This is a genomic window from Actibacterium ureilyticum (assembly GCF_002285435.1).
GTDB lineage: Bacteria > Pseudomonadota > Alphaproteobacteria > Rhodobacterales > Rhodobacteraceae > Actibacterium_C > Actibacterium_C ureilyticum.
Genome location: NZ_NSBT01000037.1, coordinates 170,343 through 192,244 on the forward strand (window position 1 = coordinate 170,343; position 21,902 = coordinate 192,244).

Annotated in this window: 20 protein-coding genes; 6 read left to right on the forward strand and 14 right to left on the reverse strand. The window is 65.6% G+C overall.

The features are described 5' to 3' along the window. Positions 1 to 873, reverse strand: coding sequence for an NAD(P)-dependent oxidoreductase (locus CLM60_RS13730; RefSeq protein WP_095589706.1), 873 nt, complete (start codon positions 871 to 873; stop codon positions 1 to 3). 81 nt (positions 874 to 954) lie between these two features. Here CLM60_RS13730 and CLM60_RS13735 point away from each other — a divergent pair, with 81 nt between their 5' ends. Beyond that, positions 955 to 3,420 carry a penicillin acylase family protein gene (locus CLM60_RS13735; RefSeq protein WP_095589707.1) on the forward strand — a complete coding sequence of 822 codons (2,466 nt, stop codon included), beginning with the start codon at positions 955 to 957 and terminating at the stop codon, positions 3,418 to 3,420. 59 nt (positions 3,421 to 3,479) lie between these two features. On the opposite strand, the gene lpxB is transcribed toward CLM60_RS13735, so the two are convergent. The 13 genes from lpxB to pyrH form a co-directional block, all read right to left on the reverse strand. Next, on the reverse strand, positions 3,480 to 4,643 hold the full coding sequence (gene lpxB, locus CLM60_RS13740; protein WP_095589708.1) for a lipid-A-disaccharide synthase: 1,164 nt from the start codon (positions 4,641 to 4,643) through the stop codon (positions 3,480 to 3,482). Beyond that, the gene (locus CLM60_RS13745) at positions 4,640 to 5,458 is read right to left on the reverse strand and encodes an LpxI family protein (protein WP_095589709.1); all 819 of its coding nucleotides are present in this window, start codon (positions 5,456 to 5,458) and stop codon (positions 4,640 to 4,642) included. The genes lpxB and CLM60_RS13745 overlap by 4 nt, the downstream gene beginning before the upstream one ends. A 3-nt stretch (positions 5,459 to 5,461) precedes the next feature. Further along, complete coding sequence (gene lpxA / locus CLM60_RS13750) at positions 5,462 to 6,259, reverse strand: acyl-ACP--UDP-N-acetylglucosamine O-acyltransferase (protein ID WP_095589710.1); 798 nt, start codon at positions 6,257 to 6,259, stop codon at positions 5,462 to 5,464. A gap of 4 nt (positions 6,260 to 6,263) precedes the next feature. Beyond that, complete coding sequence (fabZ, locus tag CLM60_RS13755) at positions 6,264 to 6,725, reverse strand: 3-hydroxyacyl-ACP dehydratase FabZ (RefSeq protein ID WP_095589711.1); 462 nt, start codon at positions 6,723 to 6,725, stop codon at positions 6,264 to 6,266. Between the two features lie 69 nt (positions 6,726 to 6,794). After that, positions 6,795 to 7,388, reverse strand: a complete 594-nt coding sequence (locus tag CLM60_RS13760; RefSeq protein ID WP_095589712.1) for an OmpH/Skp family outer membrane protein — start codon at positions 7,386 to 7,388, stop codon at positions 6,795 to 6,797. Continuing rightward, positions 7,388 to 9,724, reverse strand: a complete 2,337-nt coding sequence (bamA, locus tag CLM60_RS13765; protein ID WP_095589713.1) for an outer membrane protein assembly factor BamA — start codon at positions 9,722 to 9,724, stop codon at positions 7,388 to 7,390. The genes CLM60_RS13760 and bamA overlap by 1 nt, the downstream gene beginning before the upstream one ends. 131 nt (positions 9,725 to 9,855) lie before the next feature. Next, entirely contained in the window at positions 9,856 to 9,984 is a 129-nt protein-coding gene (locus CLM60_RS21350; protein WP_281256702.1) for a hypothetical protein, read from the reverse strand. A gap of 85 nt (positions 9,985 to 10,069) precedes the next feature. After that, positions 10,070 to 11,413, reverse strand: a complete 1,344-nt coding sequence (rseP, locus tag CLM60_RS13770; RefSeq protein ID WP_095589714.1) for an RIP metalloprotease RseP — start codon at positions 11,411 to 11,413, stop codon at positions 10,070 to 10,072. Between the two features lie 13 nt (positions 11,414 to 11,426). After that, positions 11,427 to 12,608 carry a 1-deoxy-D-xylulose-5-phosphate reductoisomerase gene (gene dxr / locus CLM60_RS20965; RefSeq protein ID WP_176473882.1) on the reverse strand — a complete coding sequence of 394 codons (1,182 nt, stop codon included), beginning with the start codon at positions 12,606 to 12,608 and terminating at the stop codon, positions 11,427 to 11,429. Between the two features lie 3 nt (positions 12,609 to 12,611). Then, positions 12,612 to 13,403, reverse strand: a complete 792-nt coding sequence (locus tag CLM60_RS20970; protein WP_176473883.1) for a phosphatidate cytidylyltransferase — start codon at positions 13,401 to 13,403, stop codon at positions 12,612 to 12,614. Beyond that, entirely contained in the window at positions 13,403 to 14,128 is a 726-nt protein-coding gene (gene uppS, locus CLM60_RS13780) for a polyprenyl diphosphate synthase (protein WP_281256703.1), read from the reverse strand. The genes CLM60_RS20970 and uppS overlap by 1 nt, the downstream gene beginning before the upstream one ends. A gap of 25 nt (positions 14,129 to 14,153) precedes the next feature. After that, on the reverse strand, positions 14,154 to 14,717 hold the full coding sequence (gene frr / locus CLM60_RS13785; RefSeq protein ID WP_095589716.1) for a ribosome recycling factor: 564 nt from the start codon (positions 14,715 to 14,717) through the stop codon (positions 14,154 to 14,156). Between the two features lie 63 nt (positions 14,718 to 14,780). After that, a complete protein-coding gene (gene pyrH / locus CLM60_RS13790; RefSeq protein ID WP_095590704.1) occupies positions 14,781 to 15,518 on the reverse strand; it encodes a UMP kinase in 738 nt (245 codons plus the stop codon). Between the two features lie 88 nt (positions 15,519 to 15,606). Here pyrH and miaA point away from each other — a divergent pair, with 88 nt between their 5' ends. From miaA to CLM60_RS13815, 5 genes are all read left to right on the forward strand, one after another. Further along, on the forward strand, positions 15,607 to 16,482 hold the full coding sequence (miaA, locus tag CLM60_RS13795) for a tRNA (adenosine(37)-N6)-dimethylallyltransferase MiaA (protein ID WP_095590705.1): 876 nt from the start codon (positions 15,607 to 15,609) through the stop codon (positions 16,480 to 16,482). A 104-nt stretch (positions 16,483 to 16,586) separates the two neighbouring features. Beyond that, on the forward strand, positions 16,587 to 17,372 hold the full coding sequence (locus CLM60_RS13800) for an AraC family transcriptional regulator (RefSeq protein WP_095589717.1): 786 nt from the start codon (positions 16,587 to 16,589) through the stop codon (positions 17,370 to 17,372). A 241-nt stretch (positions 17,373 to 17,613) separates the two neighbouring features. Further along, the gene (locus CLM60_RS13805; protein ID WP_095589718.1) at positions 17,614 to 19,278 is read left to right on the forward strand and encodes an ABC transporter substrate-binding protein; all 1,665 of its coding nucleotides are present in this window, start codon (positions 17,614 to 17,616) and stop codon (positions 19,276 to 19,278) included. 129 nt (positions 19,279 to 19,407) lie between these two features. After that, positions 19,408 to 20,454: an ABC transporter permease gene (locus CLM60_RS13810; protein ID WP_095589719.1), complete on the forward strand. Its 1,047-nt coding sequence runs from the start codon at positions 19,408 to 19,410 to the stop codon at positions 20,452 to 20,454. A gap of 18 nt (positions 20,455 to 20,472) precedes the next feature. Next, complete coding sequence (locus CLM60_RS13815; protein ID WP_095589720.1) at positions 20,473 to 21,894, forward strand: ABC transporter permease; 1,422 nt, start codon at positions 20,473 to 20,475, stop codon at positions 21,892 to 21,894. The last annotated feature ends 8 nt before the right edge of the window (positions 21,895 to 21,902 follow it).

A 21,902-nucleotide genomic window follows, 5' to 3' on the forward strand; every position in this document is an offset into this window, starting at 1 on the left:
CTAGCCCAACGCCCTGAGCCGCTTGATCAGGCTGGAGGTATCCCAGCGGCCGCCGCCCATCGCCTGTACGTCCTTATAGAACTGATCGACCAGCGCGGTGACGGGCAGCGCGGCGCCGACCTCGTCGCCCGTGGACAGGCAGATGCCCAGATCCTTGCGCATCCAGTCGACGGCGAAGCCATGGTCGAACTTGTCGTCGATCATGGTCTCGTAGCGGTTGGCCATCTGCCAGCTGCCCGCGGCCCCGCCCGAGATCACCTCGACCACCGCCTTGCCGTCAAGCCCGGCCTTGTCGGCGAAATTCAGCGCCTCGGACAGGCCCTGAACCAGCCCGGCGATGCAGATCTGGTTGACCATCTTGGTCAGTTGCCCCGCGCCGCTGTCACCCAGCCGTTTGACCGTGCGGCCATAGGCCTCCATCACCGGCAGGGCGGCGTCGAAATGGGCCGCGTCACCACCGCACATGATCGACAGGACCCCGTTTTCGGCCCCCGCCTGCCCGCCCGAAACCGGCCCATCGACAAAGCCGATGCCCTTTTCGGCCGCCGCCTGGTGCAATTCGCGCGTGACCGCCGACGACACCGTGGTGTGATCGACAAAGATCGCGCCGGGCGACATGCCCGCAAAGGCCCCGTCCGGCCCCAGACAGACGCCGCGCAGATCGTCGTCGTTGCCCACACAGGACAGCACGAATTCCGCCCCCTCGGCCGCCTTGGCCGGGGTGGCGGCGTGATCGCCCTTGTGGCTGTCGCACCAGGCCTGTGCCTTGGCCGCCGTGCGGTTATAGACCGTCACCTGGTGGCCCGCCGCCGCCAGATGTCCCGCCATCGGGTATCCCATTACCCCCAGGCCCAGAAACGCCGTTCTTGCCATCACAACCTCCCATGTGTTTGCATCGCCTTGCGCTAGGTTTTAATGAACGGCTCTGATGAAGCCGTCAATAACGGGGCTGGAATGCAGACTGTCTTTCGCTGGCTGGTGCGGATCTTTACCGGTTTGGTCGTGCTGGGGGCGATTGCGGTGTTCGGGGTCTATTACCTGGCCTCGCGCTCCCTGCCCGATTATGGCCAGACCCATCGCGTGGCGGGGATCACCGCGCCCGTCGAGATCGTGCGCGACAATGCCAGCGTGCCGCATATCTTTGGCGAAACCGACGCGGACGTGTTCTTTGCGCTGGGGTTTGCCCATGCGCAGGACCGGCTGTGGCAGATGACCATGATGCGGCGCACCGCGCAGGGGCGCCTGTCGGAGCTGTTCGGGCGCCGGACGGTCAAGATCGACGAGCTGCTGCGGCGGCTGGATCTGTACAACCTGTCGATTCAGGCGGTCGAGGCGCAGGATGCCCCGACCCGCGCAGCACTGGAGGCCTATTCCAAGGGCGTGAACGCCTGGATCACCCGCGTGAACGAGGGCGCGATGGGCCGTGGCGCGCCGGAATTCTTCATCTTTCCGCCCGAGATTGCTCATTGGCAGCCCGCCGACAGCATCGCCATCGTCAAGCTGATGGGGCTTCAGCTGTCTTCGCACCTGGAAGAGGAAGTGCTGCGCGCGCGGCTGTCGCTGGCCCTGCCCGAGGCGCGGCTGGCCGATATCCTGCCCGATGTGCCGGGGGCGGGCGTGGCCGCCCTGCCCGACTATGCCAGCCTTGTGCCCGGGGTGAAGCGCAGCTTTGCCGCGCTGCAGATCGACGACGACCCGCTGTCGCCCTTCAAGCGGCGCGCCTTTGCGGGCGCCTCGAACGGCTGGGCGGCGGCGCCGTCACGCTCGGCCGCCGGTGGCACGCTTCTGGCCAATGACCCGCATCTGGGGCTGACCGCGCCGTCGATCTGGTATCTGGCGCGGCTGGAGCTGGAATCGGGCGGCGTGATCGGCGGCACGATCCCCGGCCTGCCGCTGGTGCTGGTGGGGCGCAGCGCGCGGCTGGGATGGGGGATCACATCGTCCTATGCCGACGATCAGGACCTGTTCATCGAACAGCTGAACCCCGACAACGGCCAGGAATACCTGACGCCCGAAGGCTACAAGCCCTTTCGCAGCCGTCAGAGCATCATCAACGTGGCCGATAGCGAGCCGCTGACCCTGACCCTGCGCTGGACCGAAAACGGCCCGGTGCTGCCCGGCAGCCATTACGACATCGGCTCGATCACGCCCAAGGGGCATGTGGCCGCGCTGTCCTGGACCGTGCTCAGCGCGCAGGACACCGCCGTCACCGCCGGGATGCGGCTGATGCGGGCGGGCGATGTGGACGCCGCACTGGAAGCCGGGGAACTGTTCACCGCGCCGTCACAGAACCTGACGGTGATCGACGCCGAACGGATCGCGATGCAGACCGTGGGCGCGCTGCCGCGCCGGGCCGCGCGGCACCAGAGCCAGGGCCGCCTGCCCAGCCCCGGCTGGTTGGCGCAGAACCGCTGGCAGGGCATCCAGAATTACAGCGCCAATCCGCGGTTCCTGGACCCCGAAGGCGGGATCGTGGGCAATACCAACAACAAGGTGATCGACCGGCCCTTTCCGCTGCATGTCAGCTTCGAATGGGGCGATACGCAGCGCATCCAGCGCTGGCAGCGGCTGATGCAGAACCGCGAGGTGCACACCCGCGACAGTTTCATCGAGGCGCAGCTGGACACCGTCAGCTTCACCGCGCGGTCGCTTCTGCCGCTGGTGGCGCGGGACCTGTGGTATTCCGACACGCCCGCCGCCGACGGCACGCCCGAACAGCACCGCCAGGACGCGCTGGAGCTGCTGGCGAACTGGAACGGCGAGATGAACGAGCATATGCCCGAGCCGCTGATCTATGCCGCCTGGATGCGCCATCTGCAGCAGCGCCTGATCCGCGACGATCTGGGCCCGCTGGCAGATGAATTCTCGCATCTGCAGCCGGTCTTTATCGAGCGGGTCTTCCGCGACATCGATGGTGCGGCGGCCTGGTGCGATATCGTGCAATCGACCGAGGTCGAGACCTGTGCCGATGCCGCGCGCATTTCGCTGGACGAGGCACTTTTGTGGATCGACCGGACCTATGGCGGGGATCTGACCGCGCTGCGTTGGGGGGATGCGCATCAGGCGCTGCATGACCATCCGGTGCTGGGCGAGATCCCGTTGCTGCGCTGGGTGGTGAATATCCGCCAGTCGACCAGCGGCGGGGACAATACGCTGATGCGCGGTGTGACCAGCGGCGTGGATCCCACGCCCTTTGCCAATGTGCATGGGGCGGGTTATCGCGGGGTCTATGATTTCGCCGATCCCGACAGTTCGGTCTTCATCACATCGACCGGGCAATCGGGCCATCCGCTGAGCCGGCATTATGATGATCTGGGCGAGCTGTGGCGGCGGGGCGAGTATATCCCGATGTCGCTGGATCCCGCGCTGGCGCGGGCGGCGGCGGTGGGGGTCACCAGATTGCAGCCGCGCGGCGGCTGAGGGCGCAGGCCGGGGGCCAGCCCCCGGACCCCCGGAGTATTTCGACCAAGAAGAAGGGATCAGGCGGTCAGGCCGTCCAGCACTGCCCGGGCGGCGCGCAGGCCGGGGGGCGGGCCGCCCGCGCCCAGCAGCGTCATGGCTTGGGCCGCGGCATCCAGTTGCGCCTGGCGCGCGGCGGGGTCGTCGAGCAGCGACAGGAGCGCATCGGCGATGGGCTCTGGCTGGCACGCCTCGCCCAGGAATTCGGGCACGGCGCGGGTGTTGGTGACGATATTGACCAGCGTCACGGTGTCGATTTTCAGCAGGCGGCGGATCAGGTGGCGGCTGATCCAGTTCATGTCATAGGCGATGACCATGGGTGTGGCCGCATGGGCCAGCTCCAGTGAGACCGTGCCGGACGCCGCAAGCGCCTGATGCGCGCTGTGGAAGGCCGCAGCTTTGTACGCGGGGTCCGGTTGGTTGCGCGGGTCCAGCACGATGGGCTGACCGGGCCAGGATGTCGTGAGCGCAAGGACCTGATCCGCGACGGGTGCGGCGGCGGGGACCACCACGCGCAGGCCGGGGTGGCGGGCCAGCACCGGGCGCAGCGCCGCGCCGAAGATCGGGGCCAGGCGCGCGACCTCGCCCTGGCGCGATCCGGGCAGCACCAGCAGGGTCCGTTCATCGGCGCGCAGGCTGTGCTTTGCGCGGAAGGCCGCGATCCGGGCCGCGTCGGGATGCGGCTGGGCCACGACCGGGTGGCCCACGAAATCGCAGCGCATGCCCTCGGCCTCCATATAGGGGGGCTCGAACGGGAAAAGCGCCAGCACCTGGTCGATCACCTGCGCCATCTTGGCGGCACGGCCCGGGCGCCAGGCCCAGACCGTCGGGGCCACGTAATGCACGGTGCGGAAATCGCTGGCGGCCTTGACCCGGCGGGCGACACGCAGGCCGAAATCGGGGCTGTCGATGGTGATGAGTGCATCGGGTTTCAGGTCCAGCACCGTATCGGCGCATTGGCGGATGCGGCGTGTGAGCTGGCGATAGCGCGGCAGCACCTCGACCAGGCCCATCACGCTGAGCTCGTCCATCGGGAACAGGCTGTCGAGGCCTTGCGCCTGCATCAGCGGGCCGCCGACGCCGTGGAAATCCGCCCCCGGGGCCAGTTCGTTCAGCCCCGCCATCAGTGCCCCGCCGAGCGCATCGCCCGACGGTTCGCCCGCGATCAGGAATAGGCGCGTCATGGGCGGCGCACCCACAGGAAGACGCCCGCGTCATCGGCGTCGGCGATGGTTTGGGCGGGGTCGAGCAGCATGACGCCGCGCTCTTCGATCACGATGCCCGCCAGCCCCGCGGCCTTGACCGCCGCCACGGTGCCCGGCCCGATGGCGGGCAGGTCGACGCGGCGGTCCTGTCCCGGTTTCGGCGCCTTGTAGAACACCCCGCCCACCGGGCGTTCGGGCAGGCCAGCCACCCAGGCCAGCATGGCGTCCGTTCCCGGCAGGGTTTCCACCGCCAGACACAGGCCACCGGCCACCACCGCGCCCTGCCCCACATCGGCCGCGCCCAGGGCGGCGACGATATCGGCGGCGCGGGCCGCGTCCGAGCGAGCGCGGTCATCGGGTTGCGCCCTGGTCAGAACGCCCGCATCGGGCAGCAGGTCCGGCGCGATGGCGTCGGCGCCGGTGACGGTGAAGCCCTCATCCTCGAACAGCCCGATGACCGCGCGCAGGGTGGCATCGTCGCCCTGTTGCAGCGCGGGCAGGATCGCGGGCAGCAGCATCGCGGTCTTGGGGTCGATGAGCTCGGGGTTCAGGCGCGGGCGCGCCACGGCACCGGCAAAGACCACGCGTGCGACGCCCAGATCGTGCAGCCGGTCGAAGAGCAGCGCCAGCCGTTCGATGGCGAACCGTTCCACTGGCAGACCGGCGGGGTTGTCCATCGCAAACCCCTCGACCTCGGCAATGACGAAATCGGTGCCGTCGGCCTGCAGCCGCGCGGCCAGATATGCGGGCAGCGCGCCCTTGCCGGCGATGATGGCGGTCTTGGGCGCGGGCATCGGTTACTCCGGCGTCAGGAAAGAGCGGTCGCTTTCGCCGGTCACGAAGGCCACGATCTGGCGGACATAGGCGCTTTCGGTTTCCTCGCCCAACCGGCGGGCGCGGTCCTGAAACGCGCCCTCGCCCTGGGCCAGCATCTGGAACGCGGCGCGCAACGCGGTGATGTCGGCGCGCGGCACGCCACGGCGCTTCAGCCCCACCAGGTTCAGACCATCGAGCTTGCCGCGCGGGGCCTGTACCAGACCGAAGGGGATCACGTCATTGGTCACCATGGTCAGCGCGCCGATGATCGCGCCCTGCCCGATGCGCACCCATTGATGCACGCCCGACAGCCCGCCGACGATCACATCGTCTTCGATGATGCAATGCCCGGCCAGCGCGGCGTTGTTGACGATGATGACCCGGTCGCCGACCTGGGCGTCATGGGCCACGTGGCAACCGGCCATGAACAGCCCGTCATCGCCCACGCGGGTCACGCCGCCGCCACCTTCGGTGCCTGGGTTCATGGTGACATGTTCGCGGATGCGGTTGCGGGCGCCGATCACCAGGCGGGTATCCTCGCCCTTGAATTTCAGGTCCTGCGGGATCTCGCCGATGACGGCGAAGGGAAAGATCATCGTCTCTTCGCCGATCTCGGTCTGGCCGGTCAGGACGACATGGCTTTTCACCTCGACCCCGCGGGCCAGTTTCACCTGCGGTCCGATCACACAGAACGGCCCCACGGTCACGTCGGGCCCGATGGCGGCGCCATCCTCGACCACGGCCGAGGGGTGGATCCGCGCGGAAGGGTCAATCGCCATCAGATCACTCCGCCGGAATATCCATCATCGCGGCAAATTCGGCCTGGGCAGCCATTTCGCCGCCGACCGTGGCCGTGCCTTCGAATTTCCAGATCTTCGAACCCCCGCGCAGCGCCTTGACGTGCAGCTCCAGCACATCGCCCGGCACCACCTTGCGGCGGAACTTGCACTTGTCGATTGACATGAAATAGACCAGCAGATCGCGGTCGGCCATGTCCAGCGACACGCCCACCATGACGGCGGCGGTCTGGGCCATCGCCTCGATGATGGTGACGCCCGGCATGATCGGCGCGCCGGGGAAATGGCCCTGGAAATGCGGCTCGTTGAAGGTCACGTTCTTGATGCCCACCGCGCTTTCATTGGCGACGATGTCCTGCACCCGGTCGATCAGCAGAAACGGATACCGGTGCGGGATGATCCGCTGGATCAGGTCGATATCGGCTGTGGTGACAGGCTGGTCGCTCATCTGGGCAATCCTTTTGCAGTGCTCGCGGGGTTCCGAGTATCAACTCGGCCGGACAAGAACAAGATAGGGCTAGTCCTGCGGCCCGTCGGGTTCAGGGGCAGGTTCGGGCGCGGGTTCGGCGGGCGGGTCGGTGTCGTCGCGCGCGTCGATGCGCGCGATGGCGTCGGCGGTGATGTCGACCTGTTGCGCCGACAGAAACACCACCCGGTTTTCCAGCACCATCACCGCGCCGCGTTCGCGCACGATATCGGTCAGGATCGGCAGGACATCCTGATAGAATTGCTGCTGCGCCTGTTCGCGCTTGCGCGTCAGTTCGCGCAGCTTTTCGGATTGGGCGTCGCGGATCTCGCCGACCTTGGTGTCGAACGCGCCGGCCAGGTCGCGGAACGCCGCGGGGTCCATCGCGGCGCGCTTCTGGGTCAGATCCTGTTCTTCCTCTTCCAGCTGCGCCTCGATCCGGCGGTTTTCAGCCGCCAGATCCTGCGATTCCGCCTCGAGCGCGGCCAGGATAGCCTGCCCCCGGGCCGACCGGGTGAACAGGCGGTCGCGATCCACCGTCAGGATGGGCGAGCGCAGCTCTGCCTCGCCCCCCTGTCCCAGCCCCGCCGACGGAAGCAGGCACGACACCGCCAGACAGGCGGCGGCAAGGGCCCGCCCGACCATCAGAACCGGGTCGAGATGGTCAGGTCGAAGGTGCGTTCCTTGTCGAATTCCTCTTTCTGCAGGGCATTCGCGAAGTTGAACCGCAGCGGGCCGACCGGCGTATCCCAGAAGAACGACACACCGACCGCCGAGCGCAGTTTGAAACTGTCGTCGATCCGGCCGCCATCGGTGTTGTCCAGCCCCCAGACCGAGCCGAAATCGGCAAAAAGGCCACCGGTGATACCGTATTCCTCGGGCAGGCCGATGGGGAATTCCGCCTCGAGCCGCAGCACCGCAAACAGGTTGCCGCCCAATGCCTCGCCATTGCCGCGCTCGGGATCGCGCGGACCGATGCCGTTATTGTCGAAGCCGCGGATCTTGCCGTTCAGGAAATAGCGGTCAGTGACGCGGCTGTTGCCGTTCAGCATGTGGATCGCGCCGCCCTCAAGCTCGGCGCGCAGGGTCACGTCCTCGTTCAGGACCAGCGTCTGGGCCGATACCAGCGCGGTGGTCTCGATCGATTCCACGTCGCCGCCCAGCCCCGAGAAATCCTGACCGAAGCGCAGCAGGACACCGGCATTCGGGTTCAGCCCCGTCAGGCGGGAATCATAGCTCAGGCTGTAACCGAGCGAGGATTTGATCAGGTCTTCTTCCTCGACCTCGGCGGCGATGATGTTGGAATCGCCCTCGTAGTCGTAAAGGCTTTCCTCGGCCAGGCGATAGCGCAGCTCCAGCCGGCTTCTTTCCCCGATCGGGAATTGCAGCGACGGGCTGATGCCGATCACACGGGTCCGGTATTCGGCCGAGTTCTGGTTGTCCGATTCCTCGTAGAACGCGGTGAAACCGAACCGGACATCGCGCCCCAAAAAGGCGGGTTCGGCAAAGGTGATCGAGCTGCGCGCGTTGTCGGTGCCGGTCGCGATGGTAAAGCTCAGGAACTGGCCACGGCCCAGGAAGTTCCGCTCGGAAAAGGTGATGGCCGCGCCGATGCCGTCTTCGATATTGTAGCTCAGACCGAAGGACAGCGAGCCGGTGGGCTGTTCCTCGACATTCACGTCGACGACCACCTGGCCGGGGCCCGACCCTTCGCGCGCTTCGACCTCGGCATTGCTGAAGAAGCCCAGGGCGCGAATGCGTTCGGCCGCCTCGCGGATTTCGCGCGGGTTGAACGGATCGCCCTCGACCGCGCGGAACTGGCGCCGGATCACACGGTCCAGCGTGGTGGCGTTGCCCTCGATATCGATGCGTTCGACAAAGACGCGCGGGCCGCGGTTGATGTTGAATTCCACGTCCAGCGTCAGGTCGCGGTCATTGCGCGAAATCCGCGGCTCGACCCGGATGAAGTTCAGCCCCTTCTGCAGCGCCAGACGCTCCATCCGGGCGATGGTGTTTTCGACCAGGCTGGGCGAATAGACGACGCCGGGGCGCACGCGGATGATCGACTGAAACTCTTCGGGGTCGACCTCGGCCACATCGCTGTTGGTGGTGATTTCGCCGAATTTGAACTGCTGCCCCTCGCGCAGGTTGAAGGTCAGCAGGAATCCGTCGCGGCGCCGGGTCAGCTCGGGGCTGACCGACAGCACCTGCATGTCGATATAGCCGCGCGACTGATAGAAATCGCGCAGGACCTGCTTGTCGAATTCGATCCGGTCGGCCACGAACGTGTCGCTGGAGACAAAACGGCGCAGCAGCCCCGCCTGTTTGGTGCCCAGCACACGGCGCAGGCGGCGTTCCGAGAAATTGCGGTTGCCCACGAACGAGATGCGCTCGATCTCGACCACCTGCCCCTCGATGATCTCGAAGACCAGATCGACCCGGTTGTCCGACCGCTGGATGATCCGCGGCTCGACCGTGGCGGCCAGACGGCCCTGTTGCTCATAGGCCAGCACGATCTGCGCGGCGTCGGCTTCGGCCTGGCGGGGGCTATAAACGCGGCGCGATTGCGACTGCACGACCGTGGCCAGATCGTCGTCCTTCAGCCGCGCGTTGCCTTCGAAGGCCACGACGTTGATGGTGGGATATTCCACCACGTCGATCTGCAGGGTGTTGCCGCGCGGTGTCAGTTCGACGGTTTCGAACAGGCCGCTGTCGACGATGCGCTGATAGGCGCTGTTCAGCTCGGTCGCGGAGACCGTGTCGCCCGAAGCGATTCCGGCATAGCTGAGGATGGTGGCGGCGTCGACGCGCTGGTTGCCGTTGATATCGACATTGGTGAACCGGTAATTCTGCGCCGAGGCAACATCAGGAACCGCAAGCAAGCCAATGAAAACAAGCGAAACAATCGCTGCCAATCGTCTGAGAAGCGGGATCCCTGCATACTGCTGGATTCCGCTGGCCCCGGTCCGGAAACTGCTCATATCAATGCCCCACGCCGCCAACTGTTTTTGTTCCCCTCTGACTACCGGGAAAGCAGCGTTTTGTCAAAGCGCAGAAACAGATCCCGGCCTGATGTACAGACCGGGAAACACGCGCACCGTTATTGGAGGGATTACAGAAGCGAACCGATGAAGCCGCCCAGCATCAGGGCGCCGAAAATCGTCGCAAGATAGAACAGCCGGTCCCAGTTCAGGTTCACCAGCAGCGACAGGCCGTGATAGCCTTGTGCGATCATTTGCATGTCGGTGCTCCTTCCCATACCAGTTACCAACGTTGCCATATAATTAATGCCCCAATGTGGCAGGATTTGGGCAGTTTGCGGCGCCTCAGGGGCAGAACACATCGTTGGTCAGCGAAAACACCATCAGCGACAGCAGCAGCATCAGCCCTGCCCCCATCAGCACCCGCAGCGCGCCATCGCTGGGCGGGCGGCCGGTCAGCGCCTCGTAGGCATGAAAGACCAGGTGCCCGCCATCCAGCACCGGGATCGGGAACAGGTTCAGCATCCCCACCGCCGTCGACAGCACCGCGATGAACCAGATGAAGCTGCTCAGCCCCTGGCTGGCCGCCGCGCCGGTGGTCTGGGCGATGCCCAGCGGGCCGCTCAGGTTACAGGTGCTGATCGCGCCGGTAACGATGTGATACAGGCCCGAAAGGCTTGATTTCACGATGAAAACCATCTGTTCCGCGCCACCCGAAACCGCATCGACAAAGGACGGCATGTGGCGTTCGGGGGTAAAGAACAGCGCCCCCGTCAGGCCGATCAGCCAGCGGGTTTCGAACCCACCATCGGCGGTGGGCAGATCGACGCGCTTGGGCGCCAGCGTCACGGCCATCTCGGTCCCGTCGCGCCAGACGGTCAGGTCCAGCTCGCGCCCTTCGGACGCGCCGACGATTTCCTGCAGCTGGCTGAAGGCGATGATCGGCTCACCATCCACATGGGTGATCACATCGCCCACCTTCAGCCCTGCGCGGATTGCCGCCGATCGCGCCTGAAGCGAGTCGATCAGGACCGGGAACGGATAGGGTCCGGTGATGTCCTGCTGGGTGCCGTCACGGTCGATCCGATAGGCGATCTGACGTTCCAGCGGCAGCGTCGCGAATGCCTCGTAGAGCGAACCGTAATCGGTGACGGTCTGGCCGCCGATGCCCAGGATCGTGTCGCCGGGTTGCAGCCCCTCGCCCGCCTGCGCGGCGGGCAGATCGGCCAGCGCGCCAATGGTGGGCGGCTCGACCTCTTGGCCGCGCCACATCAGCATGGCGCTGAAAATCAGGATCGACAGCACGAAGTTGAACACCGGCCCCGCCGCCACGGTCGCCGCCCGCGCCCAAAGCGGGGCGCCGTGCATCGTGTGGCGCTTGGTTTCCTCGTCCAGTTGGTCGAACGTGTCCGACGCCTTGTCGCTGGCCGCGCTGGCATCGCCCAGGAATTTCACATAGCCGCCCAGCGGCAGCGCGGCGATCTGCCATTTGGTGCCGCGGCTGTCCTCGCGCGAGAACAGGACCGGGCCGAAGCCGATGGAAAACACCTCGGAATAGATGCCGCACCAGCGGGCGACGATGTAATGGCCGAATTCGTGGATCGCCACGATCACGCTGAGCGCGACGATGAAGGCAACGACGGTGAATCCGATATTGCCGAAATTCGGAAGCTGGCTGATCACATCCACGGGGCGTATCCTTTTATGCCTGTTCTTCTACGGACCGGGCGATGGCCTCGTGCGCGTAACACGACGCCAGATGGTCTGCTCGCGCCAAGGTATCAAGGTCAATACCGGCAGAAATAGGGCCATTGTTGCCAGAAAAACGGTCAATTACGCGCGAGACCACATCCGCCATCTGCAAGAAGCCGATCCGCCCGTCGATGAACGCATCCAGCGCGCAATCCTTGGCCGCGATCAGCGCCGCCCCCGCCAGACCGCCCAGCTCCATCACGCGATAGGCCAGTTCCAGCGCCGGATAACGCTGCGGGTCGGGGGCGCGGAATTCCAGCTGGCCGATCTTGGCCAGGTCCAGCCGCGCCACCGGCAGATCGGCCCGTTCGGGCCAGTTCAGCGCATAGCCGATGGCGTGGCGCATGTCATGCGCGCCCAGATGCGCCATCAGCGCCCCGTCGCGGAACCCCACCAGCGCGTGCACCAGCGACTGCGGATGCACCAGGACCTCGATCCGGTCGGGCGCGATGCCGAAATATTCCTTGGTTTCAATGACCTCCAGTGCCTTGTTGAACATCGACGCGCTGTCGATCGTGATCCGCTGGCCCATATCCCAGTTCGGGTGGGTCGACGCCTGGGCGACCGTGGCGCGGGCCAGCCGGTCCAGCGGCCAGTCGCGAAACGCGCCGCCCGATGCGGTGATGATCACCCGTTCGACGGCGGCGATATCCTCGCCAACCAGCGCCTGAAACACCGCCGAATGTTCGCTGTCGACCGGCAGGACAGTCGCACCGTGATCGCGCGCGGTCTGCATCAGCAGCGGCCCGGCGGTCACCAGGCTTTCCTTGTTGGCCAGCGCCAGCGTCGCGCCGGTTTCCAGCGCCGCCAGCCCCGGCGCCAGCCCGTCCGCACCCACGATGGCCGACATGACCCAATCGGCGGGGCGGCGCGCGGCCTCGATCAGCGCGGCGCGGCCCGCGGCGACGGCCACCCCCGACCCCGCCAGCGCATCGCGCAGCGGTTCAAGGCAATCGTCATGGCAGGTGACGGCGATATCGGCCCGAAGCGCCCGCGCCTGTTCTGCCAGAAGCGCGATGTTGCGCCCGCCCGTCACCGCCACCACGTCATAGGCGCCGGGATTGCGCGCGATCAGGTCGACCGTGTTGCGCCCGATGGAACCGGTCGCGCCGAATATGCTGACACGGCGCATGGATCAGAACCTGACTTCGGGGACGTATACCAGCTGCGCCACCAGCAGCATGAACAAAGCCGCGCCCAGAAGCCCGTCGAACCGGTCGAAGAGCCCGCCATGGCCGGGCAACAGGTTCGAGCTGTCCTTGACCCCCATCCGGCGTTTCAGCGCGCTTTCGGCGATATCGCCCATTTGGCTGGCCAGCGACAGCGCCATGGAAATCCACGGCAGATCGGGGCCCGCATTGGTGAACTGGCGAAAGATCACACCGATCAGCGCCGCCGCGATCCAACCCGCCACGGTGCCCGACCAGGTTTTCTTGGGGCTGACACGGGGCCAGAATTTCGGCCCGCCGATGAAGCGGCCCGCGAAATAGCCGAAGACATCGGTCGCGATCACCACCAGCACCAGCCAAAAGAGCCACACCACGCCATAGGTGTCGCGGAACCCCGACAGGCCATGGCCCGCCACCAGTATGGCCAGCGCAAAGGGCGCAAACAGCAGCGGATGGCGTTTCAGCAGCCCGATGCCCACAATCGCGGGCGCGGCCAGGATCGGAAAGGTATAAAGCCCCGGCAAGGCCCGCGCCAACAGCACGGCCAGCCCGCCAATGACGGCGATCTGCAATGCCTCGGCCGTCTTTTCGGGGGCCAGCATGCGCGACAGTTCCCACAGCATCAGCCCCGAGACCAGCGCGGTCAGCGCGGCAAACCAGATGCCCCCGGCCCAGATCAGCGCAACGCCAGCACCCGCCATCGCAGCGCCCGACAGCAGCCGCTGCCGCAGGTCGTCCCATTGTCCCGCAGATGCCATCAGCCCACCACGGCCCCGAAACGGCGATCCCGCGCGCTGAACTTCGCGACGATCTCGGCGAAGGTGTCGGCGGTGAAATCGGGCCACAGGACCGGCGTGAATTCATATTCGGCATAGGCCGACTGCCACAGCAGGAAATTCGAGATCCGCGCCTCGCCGCTGGTGCGGATCACCAGATCGGGGTCGGGCAGCACGCAGGTGTCCAGGAACCGCGCCAGCGTGGTCTCGTCCACACTGTCGGGGTCCAGCCGCCCGGCGGCGACCTCTTGCGCCAGCCGCTTGGTGGCGCGGGCAACCTCGTCACGGCCGCCATAGTTCAGCGCGATGGTCAGATGCACCAGATCGTTCTGATCGGTCAGCTTTTCCAGCGCATCCATCATCTCGACCAGCTTGGGGTCCAGCTTGTCGCGGTCGCCGATGAACCGCACACAGACGCCCTGTTCCAGCAGCGCCTGCGCCTCTTTCTGGATATAGCGCTTGAACAGCATCATCAGGCCCGAAACCTCGGCCTGGGTGCGTTTCCAGTTCTCGGTCGAAAAGGCAAAGATCGTCAGGTAGCGGATGCCCAGCTCGGGACAGGCGCGCACGATCTCGCGCACGCGCTTGCCCCCCGCCTGGTGGCCGAACAGCCGCGGCCGACCGCGGCTTTGCGCCCAGCGGCCATTGCCGTCCATGATGATCGCCACATGGTCCGGGCCGTCCGTCTGTTTGGTGGTCTCGCGCAAGGGCGGCCCTTTCCGAACCAGCAGGTCAGACCTGCATGATTTCCTGTTGCTTGGTCTCGAGCGCGGTGTCGACCTTGGCGATCGAGGCATCGGTCAGGTCCTGCACCTCGGTCTCCCAGAATTTCTGGTCGTCCTCGGACATGCCTGCGCCCTTGGCCTTCTTGATCTGGTCCATCCCGTCGCGGCGCACGTTGCGAATGGCCACGCGGGCGCGTTCGGCGTAATCGCCCGCGACCTTGGTCAGCTCGCGGCGGCGTTCCTCGTTCAGTTCGGGGATCGGCAGCATGATGATGGTGCCGTTCAGCTGCGGGTTGATGCCCAGCCCGCTTTCGCGGATCGCCTTTTCCACGGCGCCCACCATGGATTTGTCCCAGACATTGACGGTGACCATGCGCGGCTCGGGGACGTTCACGGTGCCCACCTGGTTGATCGGGGTCTTCTGGCCATAGGCGTCGACCATAATCGGCTCCAGCATCGAGGCCGAGGCCCGTCCGGTCCGCAGCGACGCGAATTCCGTCTTCAGCGCCGCCATCGCGCCGTCCATCCGGCGTTGCAGATCATCAAGATCGATTTCCAGCTCGTCTGACATGTTCTTATCTATCTTTATTATGCATTTCGGGTGGCCCAAGCGGGCCGCTGCCCTGCTATAGCCTTAACCGTGCACGATTGTATAGGTGCCTTGCCCCGCCAGGATGCCCCGGAACCCGCCCGGTTCGTCCAGCGAAAACACGATGATCGGCAGGTTGTTGTCGCGCGCCAGGGCGATTGCGCTGGCATCCATCACCTTCAGGTTCTTCTGCAAAACCTCGTCGAAACTGATGTCATCATAGCGTTTGGCGTCGTCATGCTTGACCGGGTCCTTGTCATAGACGCCGTCAACCTTGGTGCCCTTGAAAATCGCCTCGCACGCCATTTCGTTGGCGCGCAGCGTGGCCGCTGTGTCGGTCGTGAAATAGGGGTTCCCGGTGCCCGCGGCAAAGATGCAGACCCGACCCTTTTCCAGATGCCGCACCGCGCGGCGGCGGATATAGGGCTCGGCCACCTCGTCCATGCGGATGGCGCTGATCACCCGGCAAAAGACGCCCAGTTCCTCAAGCGCGGACTGCATCGCCAGCGCGTTCATCACCGTGGCCAGCATCCCCATATAGTCGGCGGTCGTGCGCTCCATCCCCTGCGCGCTGCCCTGAAGCCCGCGAAAGATGTTGCCGCCGCCAATCACCATGCAGATCTCGACCCCCAGGTCGCGGACCGATTTGACCTCTTGCGCGATGCGCTGGACGGTGGGGGGATGCAGGCCGAAGCCCTGATCGCCCATCAGCGCCTCGCCGGAGATTTTCAGCAGAACACGCTTATAGGCGGGCGCTGGTTGATTGGCCGTGCCGTCACTCATATGGTCGATCCCCGATCCGATGTTGTGATTTGCGGGCAAAATGTCGGAAAACCCCGCGATGTTCAACGCATAAGACGTGGAATTTGTCGTGAAACTGCCCGCAGATCTTGACCATGAACGCCCGATCCTGATCGCTGGCCCGACCGCGTCGGGCAAGTCCGAGCTGGCCCTGCTCATTGCCGAGGCACAGGGTGGCGTCATCGTGAATGCCGATGCTTTGCAGGTGTTTGATGGCTGGCGGGTGCTGACCGCGCGGCCCCCCGCGGCGGATGAGGCGCGCGCGCCGCACCGGCTTTACGGGCATGTGCCCTTCGATGGCGACTATTCCGTGGGGCATTGGCTGCGCGATGTGGCGCCGTTGCTGAAGGGCCCCGAACGGCCGATCATCGTGGGCGGCACCGGGCTTTATTTCACCGCCCTGACCGAAGGGCTGGCCGACATCCCCCCGACCCCGCCCGCGATTCGCGCGCAGGCCGATGCGCTGCGGTCGGCGGGCGATCTGGGCGCGCTGCTGGCCGATCTGGATGCAGAGACCCGTGCGCGGATCGACACGCAGAACCCGATGCGCGTCCAGCGCGCGTGGGAGGTTCTGAAAACCACCGGGCGCGGGCTGGCCGACTGGCAGGACGCCACCCCTGCCCCGCTGCTGCCGCTGGCGGCGGCCCAGCCCCTGGTCCTGATGCCCGACCGCGACTGGCTGAACGACCGGATCGCGCGGCGCTTCGGGATGATGATCGACGCCGGTGCCCTGGACGAGGCGCGCGCCAACCTGCCCCGCTGGGACCCCGCGCTGCTGTCGGCCAAGGCCATCGGCGCGCCCGAGCTGATCGCCCATCTGCGGGGGCAGATGACGCTGGACGCGGCGATCGAGGCCGCCGTGATCGCCACCCGCCAATATGCCAAACGCCAGCGCAGCTGGTTTCGCGCGCGGATGCGCGATTGGCGGGCATTGTCGCCCACATGACACATCCCCGCCCCGTTTGCGCCGCAACTTCGCCAGATTTTCATTGCCCGGGCGCCATGCCCCCCCTAGGTTTAGGCCAACCGCCGCAACCGAGCCGCCCCGTGATGACACATCCGACCCTGCGCGTGATGCCGATCCAGAAGCTGACCCAAGGCGGCGGCTGGCGCACCGAGGCGATGCGCAGCTATGGCCAGCACCAGCTTTTGTGGTTCACCCGCGGCCAGGGGCGCATCACCGTTTCGGGCATCACCCGCGGCTATGGCGCGCATAACGCGGTCTTCGTGCCCGCGGGCGCGATGCATAATTTCCAGATCACGTCCCAGGTCTATGGCACCGCGCTGTTCCTGTCGCCCGAGCTGGATCTGGGCCTGCCCGCGCGGCCCTGTCACCTGCGGATCCGCGATGCGCAATCGCAGGCGGAACTGACGCAGACGCTGGATTACATCCAACGCGAATTCGAAGGCGACGCGGTGGGCCGCGACCGGGCGATGCTGCATCATGCGGGGCTGTTGTCGGTCTGGCTGGAACGTCAGGCGCATGTGAATGACGACGCGCTGGTCCCGCGGGATGCCGCGAGCCGGCTGGCGCTGCGCTATGCCGATCTGGTCGAACGCGACTTTCGCACGGCAAAATCGGTGTCGCATTACGCGACCGAACTGGGCGTGACGGCCACCCATCTGAACCGGACCTGCAAGGATATCAGCGGCCAGACGGCATCGACCTTTCTGGCCAACCGCAAGATCGCCGAGGCGCGGCGCCTGCTGGCCGATACGCGCACGCCGATCAAGGACATCGCGGCCACGCTGGGCTTTGCCTCGGCCGCCTATTTCACCCGCGCCTTTCACAGCCGCACCGGCATGGCGCCGGGTGCGTTTCGGCGCGGTGCCTGAGCACGGATCGCCGGAAAACGGGTTGAATCCTGCGCCAGTGTCGTTTTTGATGCTTGAGAATGTCGGTTTTGAACTACTCTTACAGGGATAGGCGCGATGATCTGAGGATCGAAGCCAGTACCGAAGAAGGGACGCTGATCCGTGGCCAGACCAGACAGGTTGCGACGCCACGCACATAAGGGCGCGAAGTCCCGACAGGCAACCGAAAATCATGAACAGCTTACAGGGAGTAAAGCATTCCATGACGGATCGTAATCACCACCGCAGCCGGCTGCACCCCGCCGCCCGGATGTATGCAGCCGAGGTCAAGACCGGCGACCTGAGCCGGCGCGAGTTCCTGACCCGCAGCACCGCGCTGGGTGTGTCGGCGGCGGCGGCCTATGGGCTGATCGGCGCGACCGCCCCGGTTCACGCGGCGGCCCATGGCCAGGAAGGCGGGACCCTGCGCGTGCAGATGAACGTGCGCGGGCTGAAGGACACCCGCACCGCCGACTGGTCCGAGATCGCCAACCAGACCCGTGGCACGCTGGAATACCTGACCGAATACAACAACGACGGCACCATTCGCGGCATGTTGCTGGAAAGCTGGGAGGTCAATGACGACGCCACCCAATACACGCTGAAGGTCCGCCCGGGCGTCAAATGGTCCAATGGCGACGACTTCACCGCCGAGGACGTGGCCCGCAACGTCGCCCGCTGGTGCGACAAGTCGGTCGAGGCCAATTCGATGGCCGCGCGCATGGGCTCGCTTGTCGATGCCGACACCCAGCAGGCGCGCGAGGGCGGGATCGTGGTCGTGGACCCGATGACCGTGCAGCTGAACCTGCCGCAATCGGATATCTCGCTGATCGCGGGCATGGCGGATTACCCCGCCGCCGTGGTGCACAGCAGCTATGACCCCGAACAGCCGCGCAACATGATCGGCACCGGCCCCTATGAGCTGACCGAGCTTGAGGTCGGCGTGAAATGCGTGCTGACCCGTCTGGCCGATCACGAATGGTGGGGCACGGCGGTCTATGGCGGGCCGTATCTCGATACGATCGAATATATCGACTATGGCACCGATCCGGCGGCCTGGATGGCAGCGCTGGAATCCGAAGAGGTCGACATGCTGCATGAAAGCGTGGGCGAGTTCATCGACATCATGGACGATCTGGGCCTGGTGAAATCCGAGGTCGTGACCGCCGCCACCCTGGTGATCCGGCCCAACCAGCTGGCCGAGGTCGACGGGATGCAGCCCTATGCCGACAAGCGGGTGCGCAAGGCCATCGCGATGGCCGTCAACAACGCCGTCTGCCTGGAGCTGGGCTATGGCAACCGGGGCGAGGTCGCGCAGAACCACCATGTGGCGCCGGTGCATCCCGAATATGCCGAGATCGAGCCGATCCCCTATGACCCCGCAGCGGCCAAGGCGCTGATGGAGGAAGCGGGCATGATGGATTTCGAACACGAGATCCATTCCATCGACGACGACTGGCGCAAGAACACCACCGACGCGGTGGCCGAACAGCTGCGAGATGCCGGGTTCAAGGTGAAGCGCACGATCCTGCCCGGCTCGACCTTCTGGAACGACTGGACGAAATACCCGTTCAGCTCCACCAACTGGAACCACCGTCCGCTGGGCGTGCAGATCCACGCGCTGGCCTATCGCTCGGGCGAGGCGTGGAACGAATTCGGCTGGTCGAACCCGGAATTCGACGCGCTGCTGGACGAAGCCCTGGCCATTGCGGATGCCGACAAGCGGCGCGAGGTGATGGCCAAGATGGAGGCGCTGATCCAGGAGGAAGGCGTGACGATCCAGCCCTATTGGCGGTCGCTCTATCGCCACATGCGCGAGGGGCTGGTGGGCACCGACATGCACATCACCTTCGAGCATCACCACTATAAATGGGCTCTGGCGGCCTAGGAACCATTGCACAGGGCCATGCCGCAACCGGTGTGGCCCTGTTCTGCGCCGGTCCGTCGCGGGGCTGGACAAACGCCTGCCTGAGATGCGGACCAACCGCACGCGCGGCGCCTGAAAACGGGGAGATCCATGCTGAGTTTCATCCTGCGCCGGCTGGGCGTGATGGTGCTGACGATTCTGTGCCTGACGCTGATCGTCTTCATCCTGACCAACCTGTATCCGAACCTGGAAAAGCTGGCCAAGACCCAGGGCAACATGCGGATGAGCGATACCGAGGTCACCGCCTGGCTGGGCGATCGCGGCTATGACCGCCCCACCCTGACGAAATACGGCGAATGGCTGGGCGTGGTGCCGGGCTGGACCCGCACCGATGCCGATGGCCGGGTCCGGGGCCGCTGCATCGACCCGGGCATGGACCCCGACGATGCGCCGCGCCGTTGCGGCGTGTTACAGGGCGACTGGGGCTATTCGACCGTCTTCAAGGAAGACGCCGCCACGATCATCGGCAAGCGGCTTCTGCTGACCGGCAAGCTGATGCTGTGGGTGCTGATCGTGATGGTGCCCGCATCGCTGATCGTGGGCGTGCTGGCGGGCATGCGCGAGGGGTCGAAGCTGGACCGCACCCTGTCGACCGGGTCGATCATCACCACCGCGACGCCGGAATATGTCTCGGGCGTGATCTTCATCGCGCTGTTTGCGTCGTCGGCCGTCGGGCTGCGCTGGTTCAAGGGCACGGCCACATCGGCGATGGATGACGCGAATTTTGCCAATTTCACCCTGCCCGTCCTGACCATCGCGCTTTACGGCATGGGCTATATCGCGCGGATGACCCGTGCCTCGATGGCCGAGGTCATGACCTCGCAATATATCCGCACCGCGCGGCTCAAGGGCGTGAGCTTTCGCAACATCGTGATGAAACACGCCCTGCGCAATGCGCTGATCGCGCCCTTTACCGTCATCATGCTGCAGATCCCGTGGCTGCTGAACGGCGTGGTGATCGTGGAAACCCTGTTCAATTACAAGGGCTTCGGCTGGACGCTGGTCCAGGCCGCCGGCAACAACGATATCGAGCTGCTGCTGGGCGTGTCGGTCGTGTCCGTTATCGTGGTGCTGATCACGCAGCTGATTTCCGATGTGGGTTACGTGTTCCTGAACCCGCGCATCCGCATCTCCTGACGCCGAAGGATCTGACCCATGGACACACTCACCTGGACCGGAACACTCGGCACCGTGCTGGACCCGATCACCTTTTTCGTCGCCATTGCCTTTGCCGTCGCCGTGGTGGCGCAGATCGTGGTGTCGTTCGTCACGCTGGACGACCGGATCGCGATCAATGCCGATGGCACCGCCACACGCGGGGCCGGGCTGGCCCATCTGGCGGGCCGCGCGGTGCTGATCCTGCTGCTGGCGCTGATCGGCTGTGTCGCGGCCTATGTCGTGGGCGGGATCGTGATGCCGCATGGGCAGGCGGGCATCGTCGGCGCCATCGGCAAGCGGTTCCTGCCGGTCTGGATCGCGCTGATCGTGACCTTTGGCCTGTCGATCGCCTTCAAGCGCAAGCTGGGGCTTTACGGCAAGCTGATGGACAGCACCGTGGGCATGATCGGTTTCGGCATGGTGATGTTCTGGGTCTATACCGCGCTGTTCACCGCCGGGTTCGACTGGATCGCGACCCATGATGCGCTGAACCAGATCTCGGGGTTGAAGAACAAGGTGCCCGGCACGCCCGTCCCGGAAGAGGGGCTTTATCCGCATTACCTGCTGGGGGGTGACAACCTGGCGCGCGATGTCTTCAGCCGCATGATCAAGGGAAGCTGGATCGTGGTGCAGATCGCGCCGCTGGCCACGGCGTTCGCGTTCATGGTGGGGATCACGCTGGGCCTGCCTGCGGGGTATTACGGCGGGCGGCTGGACACGTTCCTGAGCTTTCTGGCCAACCTGATCCTGGCCTTTCCGGTGATCCTGCTGTTCTATCTGCTGGTCACACCGGAAATCGTGAACAGCGGGCTGCCGAAATACATGGCCGGTGTGCTGTTCCTGTTCCCGATCGTCTTTCTGGTGATCCTGTACCAGTCGCGGTTTTTCACCCAACCGGCCAAGCGGAACCTTTATGTCGCGCTGGTGGTGCTGATCGGCGGCTGGATCTATCTGGGCGTGGCGTGGGACGCGGACCCCACCGGGCTGATCGCGGTGCCGCCGGGGGTGCTGGTGGTGTTCGTATCGGTCGTCTTCGTCAACGCGCCCACCGTGTTCCGGATCGTGCGCGGCCTGGCGCTGGACATCAAGACACGCGACTATGTCGCCGCCGCCCAGACCCGTGGCGAGGGGCCGTGGTACATCATGCTGTGGGAGATTCTGCCCAATGCGCGCGGGCCGCTGATCGTCGATTTCTGCCTGCGCATCGGCTATACCACCATCCTTTTGGGCACCTTGGGCTTTTTCGGCCTGGGCCTGCCGCCGGAAAGCCCCGACTGGGGGTCGACCATCAATGACGGGAGGCGGTTGCTGTCGGCCTACCCCCACCCGGCCCTGCCGCCCGCGCTGGCGCTGATGAGCCTGGTGCTGGGGCTGAACCTGCTGGCCGATGGCCTGCGTGAAGAATCGCTGAGGGATTGAGGAGAGCG